The sequence below is a fragment of the Micromonospora sp. ATA51 genome (assembly GCF_016802855.1).
In the GTDB taxonomy this organism is placed as follows: Bacteria; Actinomycetota; Actinomycetes; order Mycobacteriales; family Micromonosporaceae; genus Micromonospora; species Micromonospora sicca.
Window position 1 is genome coordinate 1 of the sequence record NZ_JAEVHJ010000323.1, and the last position, 7,403, is coordinate 7,403.

Sequence of the window (7,403 nt, forward strand, 5' to 3'; positions counted from 1 at the left end):
GCCGGGCCGCCGCCCTCGCCGACCTGCTGCTCGAACGGCACGGCGTGGTCACCCGGGGGGCGGTGCTGGCCGAACAGGTGGTCGGCGGCTTCGCCGCGGACCTTGACCCGACCCGCCGGGCCGCCGCCCTCGCCGACCTGCTGCTCGAACGGCACGGCGTGGTCACCCGGGGGGCGGTGCTGGCCGAACAGGTGGTCGGCGGCTTCGCCGCGGTCTACCCGGTGCTGTCGGCGTTGGAGGAGCGCGGGGCGGCCCGCCGGGGCTACTTCGTCGAGGGGCTGGGTGCCGCCCAGTTCGCCGTCCCCGGCGCGGTGGACCGGATCCGCGCCCTGGCCGACCCGGCCGACGGCGGCCGGGGCCGCGGCGGCCGACGCTGGTGCTCGCCGCCACCGACCCGGCCAACCCGTACGGCGCGGCGCTGCCCTGGCCGGAGCGGGTGGTCGACTCGGGTGACGGCGCGGCCCCGGCCACCGGGCACCGGGCCGGGCGCAAGGCGGGCGCGCTGGTGGTGCTGGTCGGCGGCGACCTGGTGCTCTACGTCGAGCGCGGCGGGCGGACGATCCTCTCCTTCACCGACGACACCGACACGCTCGCCGTGGCCGGCAAGGCGCTCGCCGACGCCGTGCACTCCGGAGCGCTCGGCGCGATGTCGGTGGAGCGGGCCGACGGCGAGGCCGTGCACTCCTCGCCGCTCCGCGACGCGCTGACCGCCGCCGGCTTCCGGGCCACCCCCCGTGGCCTGCGGCTGCGCGGCTGACCCGGCCCACGGCGCGGCCCGGTTGCAGGCGCGGCGGGCGCCGGCCCGGCCGCCGGTGCTGGGTAGGGTGATCCGGCCGGCAGTGCGGCACGGGACGGTGGGATGGGCACGATCGAGGTACGACCGGCGACGCCGCACGACCACGACGACGTGGCGGCCTGCACCGGCGGGAGTGGGGTGGCGCGTACGTGGTGGTCCAGGACACCCGCTACCACCTGCGTACCCTGCCGACGCTGGTGGCGGTGGACGGGGCGGGCGGCTTCGCCGGGGCGCTGGCGCACCGGCTCGCCGACGGCGGGCTGGAGGTGGTGAGCCTGGCCCGCTTCCACCAGCGGCGCGGGCTGCGGCTCGTGGCGGTCCACGCGGGCGCGGTCGACCGGGCCCGGCAGGTGAAGCCCACCATCCCGTACGCCGGCGCGGACGACATCCCGCTGCACGACGGGCTGGTGCTGGAACGGCGACGCACCGGGACGAATCGGTGACCGGGACGCCCTGGGTCTCGCTGACCACCGACTACGGCCTCGCCGACGGGTTCGTGGCGGCGTGCCACGGAATCGTCGCCCGGATCGCCCCGGCCGCCCGGGTGATCGACGTGACCCACCTGGTGCCGCCCGGGGACGTGCGCCGGGGCGCGACGGTGCTCGCCCAGACCGTGCCGTACCTGCCGGCCGGGGTGCACGTGGCGGTGGTCGACCCCGGCGTCGGCACCGACCGGCGGAGCGTCGCCCTGGCCGCCCCGGGCGGGCTGCTGGTCGGTCCGGACAACGGACTGCTGCTCGACGCCGCCGACGCCCTCGGCGGGATCACCGGCGCGGTCGAGCTGACCAACCCGGAGTGGCTGGCACCCCGGGTCTCCCGCACCTTCCACGGGCGGGACGTCTTCGCCCCGGTCGCCGCCCGGCTCGCGCTCGGCGCGCCGCTGGCCGGGGCGGCCCGGCGGTGGATCCGGCGACGCTGGTCCGGCTGCCGGCGCCGGTGGTCCGGCGGACCGGCGCGGGGTTCGCCGCCGAGGTGCTCGCCGTGGACCACTTCGGCAACGTCCAGCTCGCCGCCCCCGGCGGGCTGCTGGACCAACTCCCCGAGCGGATCCGGGTGGGCGGCAGACCGGCGGTACGCGGGCGGACGTTCGGCGACGCCGCGGTCGGCGACCTGGTCGTCCACGTCGACTCCGCCGGCCTGGTGGCGGTGGCGGTACGCGACGGTCGGGCGGTCGAACTACTCGCCGTACGCCCCGGGGACGTCCTGGCGGTGACCGACCAGTGATCACACCTCCCCGGCCGACCTCGAGTGTGGAATGCTGCTCCGGTGGGTGAGTACTGGGTTCCGGTCGGCTGTCCGTGTTGCGCGTCCCGGACCGGCGGTGGCACCTGCCCGGTCTGCTTCTGGACGGACGACGGCCAGTCGGACGTGGACGCCGACGTGGTGCGCGGCGGCGCCAACGGCGACCTGAGCCTCACCCACGCCCGGCTGAACTTCGCCGTCTACGGCGCCAGCCACCCGCGCTACCAGGACATGGTCCGCGCGGCCCGCCCGGACGAGCGGCCCTGACCCCGCGCGGGCGAGGGATGATGGACAGGTGCCCGAAGGTGACACCGTCTGGAACACCGCCCGCGTCCTGCAACGGGCGTTGGCCGGCGCCCGGCTCACCGGCTCCGACTTCCGGGTGCCGCAGCTCGCCGGGACCGACCTGACCGGCTGGACCGTCCGCGAGTCGGCCAGCCGAGGCAAGCATCTGCTGCTCCGGCTCACCGCTCCGGCCGGCACGCCCGCCCCCGGTGCGACGCCCGGAAGCGGCGGTACGCCCGGCGCCGGCGGCACCTCCGGAGCCGACGGCACGGCGGCGGGCGGCACGTCCGGCGGGGGGCGGGACTGGACGCTGCACTCCCACCTGCGGATGGACGGCGCCTGGCGGGCGTACGCGCCGGGCGAGCGGTGGGCGGCCCGGCCGGCGCACCTGATCCGGGTGGTGCTCCGCTCCGCCGGGGCGGTCGCGGTCGGATACCACCTGCACGAGCTGGCGTTGATCCCGACCGACCAGGAGGAGTCGCTGGTCGGTCACCTCGGGCCGGACCTGCTCGGCCCGGACTGGGACCCGGCCGAGGCGGTCCGCCGGCTGGCCGCGCAGCCGGACGCCACCATCGGCGAGGCGCTGCTCGACCAGCGGAACCTGGCCGGCGTCGGCAATCTCTACAAGTGCGAGGTGCTCTTCCTGCGCGGTGTCTCCCCGTGGACGCCGGTCGGCGCGGTGCCGGACCTGACCGGCACGGTCGCCCTGGCGCAGCGGCTACTGGCCGCCAACCGGGGGCGGTGGACGCAGAGCACCACCGGCTCACTGCACCGCGGGCAGACCAGCTACGTGTACGGTCGCCGGGCCCAGCCGTGCCGCCGCTGCGGCACCGCGATCCGCAAGGAGGAGTTGGGCGAGCGGGTCACCTACTGGTGCCCGGTCTGCCAGCCGGACCGCTCCGCGCCGTAGAACTTCCACGAACCGGTCAAGATCCCCGAGATACGGACGATTGGGTACTTCCCTCCCCCGGCGTTCGCGTCGCATGCTGCGGTGGAGTGCTCACCGATCGTCAGCAGCGCGTCCGCCCGTCACGCCGGAGTGACGGCCGGCGCGTCGGAGATCCGGGGGAGAGCCATGGCCCTGTTCCGCAGACTGCGGCCGAGCTGGGCGGACCGGGCGGTCCGCATCGGCGAGGAGCACGCCCCGACCGTGCCCGCCGCCCGGGCCGCCGAGCCGGCCGAGCCGGCGCCGGCCAGCCTCGACCCGGCCGCCGTGCCGCACTGCTTCGGCCCGGTGCCGAACTTCGCCGGCAGCCCGCTGCCGGTCGTGGACCGGCACGGCCGGCCGGTACCCGGAACCGGCATCCGCAAGTTCGTCGACGCGCTCCCCCTGCCCGGGCCGCTGGGCCGCAACGGCCTGGGCGCCCACCTGCCGGTGGCGGTGCCGGACACCATCACCTGGCCGGGCTGCGACTACTACGAGATCGGTTTGCAGGAGTACGCCCAGCGGCTGCACCGGGACCTGCCGGCCACCCGGTTGCGCGGCTACCGCCAGCTCAACCTCGGCACCGACCCGTCCGGGCACAACACGGTGGCCCCACCGGACCGGCCCTGGCACCTCGGCCCGCTGATCAGGGCCAGGCGCGGCCGGCCGGTCCGGATCAAGTTCATCAACCTGCTCCCCACCGGCCGTCCGGGGAGCTCTTCCTGCCGGTTGACGAGACGGTCGACGGGGCGAGCGTGGGTCCGCTGGACGGGCCGGCGCCGTACCCGCAGAACCGGGCCGCGCCGCACCTGGCCGGCGCGCAGACGGCCTGGATCAGCGCGGGCAACCCGTGGCGGTGGGTCACCCCGGCGGGCGAGATCACCCCGTACCCGACCGGGGTGGGGGTGACGCCGGTGCCGGACATGCCGCCGCCGGGTGCCGGCGCCAGCACGCTCTACTTCCCGAACGAGCAGAGCGGCCGGCTGATGTGGCTGCACGACAACGCCCTCGGGCTGTCCCGACTCACCGTCTACTCCGGACAGCTGGCGCTCTACCTGCTCACCGACCCGGCGGAGGAACGACTCGTCGCCGACGGCGTGCTCCCGGCCGACGAGCTGCCGCTGGTGATCCAGGACAAGACCTTCGTGCCGGACGACGACCAGCTCGCCGCGCAGGACCCGACCTGGGACCGGGACCGCTGGGGCGCCAAGGGCAACCTCTGGCACCCGCACGTCTACCAGCCCCGGCAGAACCCGTACCGCGCGGACGGGCGGAACCCGACCGGCCGCTGGGACTACGGGCCGTGGACGCACGACCCCGACGGCGGCGGCAGCCCGTGGGTCGCCCCGGTGCCGAACCCGCACCACGACCCGGTCGCCGAACCGGACGAGCCGCCGCTGACGCCGGGCGTACCGCACCCGTCGGCCGTTCCCGCGGCGTACGGGGACACCATGCTGGTCAACGGCGCGGCCTACCCGTACCTGACCGTGGAGCCGAGGGCGTACCGGTTCCGGATCCTCAACGCCTGCGCCGACCGCAGCCTCAACCTCCAGCTCTACCAGGCCCGCTCGGACGGTCCGCTGTGGCCGGACGACGGCGGCCCGGCCGACCCGGACGCCGGCGAGGTGCCGATGGTCGACGCGGTCCGGGCGGCGGACCGCCCGGCGTCCTGGCCGACCGACGGGCGGGACGGCGGGGTGCCGGACCCCCGGGCCGCCGGCCCGGACCTGATCCAGATCGGCAACGAGTGCGGCCTGCTGCCCGCCCCCGTGGTGCTGGCCAACCGGCCGGTGGGCTACCGGTACGACCGGCAGGACCCGACCGTGCTCAACGTGGACACCCACACGCTGCTGCTCGCCCCCGGCGAGCGGGCCGACGTGCTGGTGGACTTCTCCGCCGTGCCCCCGGGCGCCACGCTGATCCTCTACAACGACTGCCCCGCCCCGCTGCCCCGCTTCGACCCCCGGTACGACCACCACACCGACGCCCCGGACCGCACCGCCCTCGGCGGCTCCCGCCCACCCGTCCCGGGTACGGCCCGAACACCAGGACGCTGCTCCAGATCCGGGTGGCCGGCGCCCCGGCGCCCCGGTACGACCTCGCCCGGCTCGCCGAGCGGCTCCCCGGCGCGTACGCGGCCAGCCAGCGTCCGCCGATCGTGCCGCAACCGGCGTACGACCCGGCGTTCGGCACCCGGGCGCCCCAGGAGACGCTGGTGCCGGCGCGTGCCACCTCGGTCACCTTCACCCCGGCCGGCGCCGCCGCCCCGGTCACCCTCCCGCTCGCGGTGAAGGCGGTCGGCAGGTCTTCGAGCCCCGGCACGGCCGCGCGGTCGGCCGGCTGGGCGTCGGCCACCCGCAGTCGGGCCCGCTCACCCCGGCCACCCTGCCGCTCGGTCCCGCCGACCCCGCAACCGAGGTGCTCTTCGCGGCCGACCCGGCCGTGCCGCTGGGCGCCCCCGCCGACGGCACCCAGCTCTGGCGGATCGTCGGCGACGCCCCGCAGACCCATCCGGTGCACGTGGAAGGCTGCGACGTGCAACTGGTCAACCGGGTCGGCTGGGACGGCACGGTCCGCCCGCCGGACGCCAACGAGCTGGGCTGGAAGGAGACCTTCCGGGTGAACCCCCGGGAGGACGTGGTCGTGGCGCTGCGCCCGGTGCCGCCCACCCTGCCGTTCAAGATCGGCGACAGCGTACGGCTGCTCGACCCGACCCGGCCGGCCGGCGCCCGGCTCGACGCCTCCCCGGTCAGCCCGCTCGACGGGCGGCCGGCCACGGTGGTGAACCAGCTGGTCAACCTGGGCTGGGAGTACCGCTGGCACAGCCGGGCCGCGGGGCTGCGGGACCAGGGCATGAGTCGGCCGCTGGTGCTGCGGGTGTCCCCGAAGGCGCCGACCGGCCTGACCGCCACCCCGGCGCCCGGCTCGGCGACCGCGCTGCCGGCGATCGCGCTGGCCTGGACCGGCAACGGCAGCCGGCCGCCGGCCACCAGCCACCTGCTGCAACGGGCCACGGACACCACGTTCACCGCGGGGCTGACCGAGATCACCGTGGCCGCCAACGCCACCCGGTACACCGACGCCACGGTCACCCCGGGCGTGACCTACCACTACCGGATCCGCGCGGAGAACGCGGTGAGCTGCTCGGCCTGGTCGAACAGTGTGCCGGCGTCGGTGCAGCTCACCGCGCCGGCCCGGCTGACCGCGGCGGTCCCGCCGGCCGCGCCGCTGCGGGTGGCGATGCGCTGGGCCAACCGCTCGTTCGCCACCGGGGTCGACGTGCAGCGGGCCACCAATCCGACCTTCACGAGCGGGCCGGGCACCACCGCCATCGCGGTCGGCGACAACCACGTCGACCCGGCCGTCGCCCCGGACACCACGTACTACTACCGGGTCCGCACCACCTACCTCGGCGCGGCGTCGCCCTGGTCGACGGTCGCCACCGTGACCACCCCGCCCCGGCCCGGGACGCCGGGCACGGTGAGCGCCACCGCCACCGCCCCCACGCCGGACACCGCGACGGTGATCCTGAGCTGGTCGGCCAGCACTCCCACCGGGCCGGGGTCGGGGTTCGTGGTGCAGCGGGCGCTCGATCCGGGGTTCGGCCAGGAGCTGGCCACCTTCGCCGTCACCGGGCGGGGCTTCACCAACACCGGGCTGGCCCGGGGCGTCACCTACCACTACCGGATCCGGTCGTTCAACGTCGTGGGCACCTCCGCCTGGACGGGCCCGATCCCGGTCACCTCCCCGGCGTGAGCCGCCCTCCGGCCCGGGTCAGGGGGTGCGCAGGGGCGTGCCGGCGGTCCGCAGCTCGGCGAGCGCGGCGGCCACCCCGTGCAGCAGGTCGGTCGCCTCGGTGAGCCGCGCGGCGGCGGGGTGCTCGGTGGTCGGCCGGGCGTCCTCGGCGACGTAGCCGGCCGCGGCCACCACCAGCCGCTCGTACGCGGACACCCCGGCGTCCAGCTGGGCGACCAGGGTGCCGTGCGCCTCGGCCAGTGCCGCCCGGGCCTCGGCCGGGGCGAGCCGCAGCGCGCGTTCCACACTGGCCACCCGCTCGGCGAGGTCCCGCAGCGAGCGGTCGGCGGCGGTCGCCTCCCGCACCGCCGGCTCGGCCAGCCCGGTCAACCGGCCGGTCACTCCCGGCCAGGTCAGCGC

3 protein-coding genes and 4 pseudogenes are annotated in these 7,403 nt (G+C 76.7%); 6 read left to right on the plus strand and 1 reads right to left on the minus strand.

Features of this window, described 5'->3' with window-relative positions; all coding sequences use genetic code 11:
• Positions 1 to 92: 92 nt before the first annotated feature.
• The 6 genes and pseudogenes from JNW87_RS31670 to JNW87_RS31695 form a co-directional block, all read left to right on the plus strand.
• Positions 93 to 757, plus strand: a pseudogene (locus tag JNW87_RS31670) (DEAD/DEAH box helicase); the annotation flags it as partial.
• Positions 758 to 945: 188 nt separating this feature from the next.
• The gene (locus JNW87_RS31675) at positions 946 to 1,239 is read left to right on the plus strand and encodes a hypothetical protein (protein ID WP_109804821.1); all 294 of its coding nucleotides are present in this window, start codon (positions 946 to 948) and stop codon (positions 1,237 to 1,239) included.
• A pseudogene (locus tag JNW87_RS31680) lies at positions 1,236 to 2,020 on the plus strand (S-adenosyl-l-methionine hydroxide adenosyltransferase family protein). Before JNW87_RS31675 ends, JNW87_RS31680 begins: the two are co-directional and overlap by 4 nt.
• Positions 2,021 to 2,062: 42 nt before the next feature.
• Positions 2,063 to 2,305, plus strand: coding sequence for a CPCC family cysteine-rich protein (locus JNW87_RS31685; RefSeq protein ID WP_109804819.1), 243 nt, complete (start codon positions 2,063 to 2,065; stop codon positions 2,303 to 2,305).
• 28 nt (positions 2,306 to 2,333) lie between these two features.
• Positions 2,334 to 3,233, plus strand: a complete 900-nt coding sequence (locus JNW87_RS31690) for a zinc finger domain-containing protein (protein WP_238454936.1) — start codon at positions 2,334 to 2,336, stop codon at positions 3,231 to 3,233.
• Positions 3,234 to 3,398: 165 nt separating this feature from the next.
• A pseudogene (locus tag JNW87_RS31695) lies at positions 3,399 to 7,004 on the plus strand (multicopper oxidase domain-containing protein).
• 18 nt (positions 7,005 to 7,022) lie between these two features.
• Here the strand turns inward: JNW87_RS31695 and JNW87_RS31700 are convergent.
• Positions 7,023 to 7,403: pseudogene (locus JNW87_RS31700) on the minus strand (hypothetical protein); the annotation flags it as partial.